Here is a 1,798-nt window from a genome sequence, read left to right as displayed (position 1 = left end):
CTAGGAGACCGCTGATTAAGGCTTCGGTGCTGGGTTTCCGGGTATGGCCCGGCTGAGCAGTGCCGGCACGAACTGGTGGTGTGGGGGCTTGGTGGCCCTGCCGGTCAGGCCGTTCCCAGTGTCCAGGTGCCGTTGTTGGTGGTCAGTCCCATGGTGGCCAGCTGGCGGAGGTTGATCGCGGCGCTTCGGTGGTGCAGCCAGGTGTTGTTGGCGGTGATTCCGCGGTAGGGCACCCGCCGATTCTTGCGGGTCAGCCAGGCGATCGAGCGTTCCACCATCGGCCGGTGCTTGCGATACGTTTCTTGTATCGCGTTGTCGGTGAACTGTTTTCGGTGTTCACGCTGCAGTTGGTGATGTTCACCGAGGTTGACCTTGCGGCCGTTCTTGCTGGTGGTGCACTGTTGTCGTAGGGGGCAGTCACGACATGCTGAAGCAAAGTTGACCCGCCCGTTCTTACCGAGCGGCCGGGTCAGGTTGTTCGGGCAGGTCAACGTGTTCGCGTCGGCGTCGTAGGTGAAGTCATCCATGACGAAACCGCCTTTGACCGCGGGTTTCTGCGGCCAGGGTTTGACCACCGGCGTCCAGCGTGTGCCGGCCAAGTCCGCGAGCATCTGCCCGGTCGCATACGCCGTATCCCCGAGCACCTCACCGGTGGCGTCGACGTCGATGGTCGGATCTGTGGGCAGCAGCCGCACCCCCACGCTCGCATCGGTGTTCGCGGCGCCGCCGGGCTTGGTCAACTCGGTGGCGGTGATCAGGCCGGTGTCGGGTTCGATCATGATGTGGGCTTTGAACCCGTCCTGGCGACGGGTCTGGGTCTTGTGGGCGTGGCGTGCGTCGGGATCGACGGTGGAGATCACCCGATCCGGGGCGGTCTTACGGGCGATGCGCCAGCGCCCATCGGTGCCATCAGAGCCGGCAGCGGGTTCGACGTCCTGGCCGGCCACCAACGCCAGCAACGCCACCGCCTGCTGCTCGGCGTCGTTGTCTTCCTTCTTCGTGATCGCCTCGAGGTCCAGGGCTTCGAGTACCGCCAGCGCGTCACCGACCAACGCGCTGACCAGGTCTTGTTGAGCGGCATCGTCATCCCAGGCGATACGCGGTTTCCCCGAGTGCTCATAGCCGGTGCCGGTCAACGCGGCCAACCGGGTGGCCCGCTGGGCCACCACAGACCCGCCGCCATCGACCTCGCGGGCCACCCGCCGGATCGAGGAGATCAGCTGGGTGACGGTGTCTTGGCGGGCCACCGCATCATCGAGGATCGTCGAGTCCAGAGCGCGGCGGTGTTTGCCCGCCAGGACCCCGGTCTCGGTGATCACCTCACGCACCACCTCGAAAATGCGGTGCGGTCGATCGCTGGCTGCCAGACGTTTGCGCCAATACGTCAGCGTGGTCGGATGAAACCCTTTGTCACCCAACACGAACCCGCACGCCGCTTTCCACCGCAAATCAAACTGGGCCGCATCCGCGGCCTCCCGATCCGACAACCCCTGCAGCGACTGCAACACGATCACCGCGGCCATCGTCTCCGCCGGAATCGAGGGACGCCCCTTCCCACTCGGGAACAAGTCCGCGAACATCTGAGCCGGAAACAGCCGCTCGCGATGGACAGCCAGAAACGCGAACACACTCTTCTCCGGCAGCAAATGGCCCACCACCGAGTTCACATCCAGAAACTCGCCCTGCCGATCCGCCTCACCCTGCATACCCACAAGGATCCCAGCCCACCAGCCAAAACACGCTCACACCACGCCGAAGCCGGGTGAAAACCGGGACCCATTATTCAGCGGTCTCCTAG

At 64.7% G+C, this 1,798-nt stretch carries 1 protein-coding gene; it reads right to left on the bottom strand.

The features are described from left to right. Nucleotides 1-104: 104 nt before the first annotated feature. Nucleotides 105-1,706, bottom strand: a complete 1,602-nt coding sequence (locus tag MKW15_RS24095) for an IS1182 family transposase (protein WP_240862905.1) — start codon at nt 1,704-1,706, stop codon at nt 105-107. Nucleotides 1,707-1,798: the final 92 nt, after the last annotated feature.

The organism is Gordonia gummivorans, assembly GCF_022513585.1.
GTDB lineage: Bacteria > Actinomycetota > Actinomycetes > Mycobacteriales > Mycobacteriaceae > Gordonia.
Note: the sequence above shows the minus strand (reverse complement) of the source record. Positions and strands in the feature narration are given on the sequence as shown.

Coding starts and splice junctions, on each gene's coding strand:
- MKW15_RS24095 (WP_240862905.1), bottom strand. CDS start 1,706: ATGCAGGGTGAGGCGGATCGGCAGGGCGAGTTTCTGGATGTGAACTCG.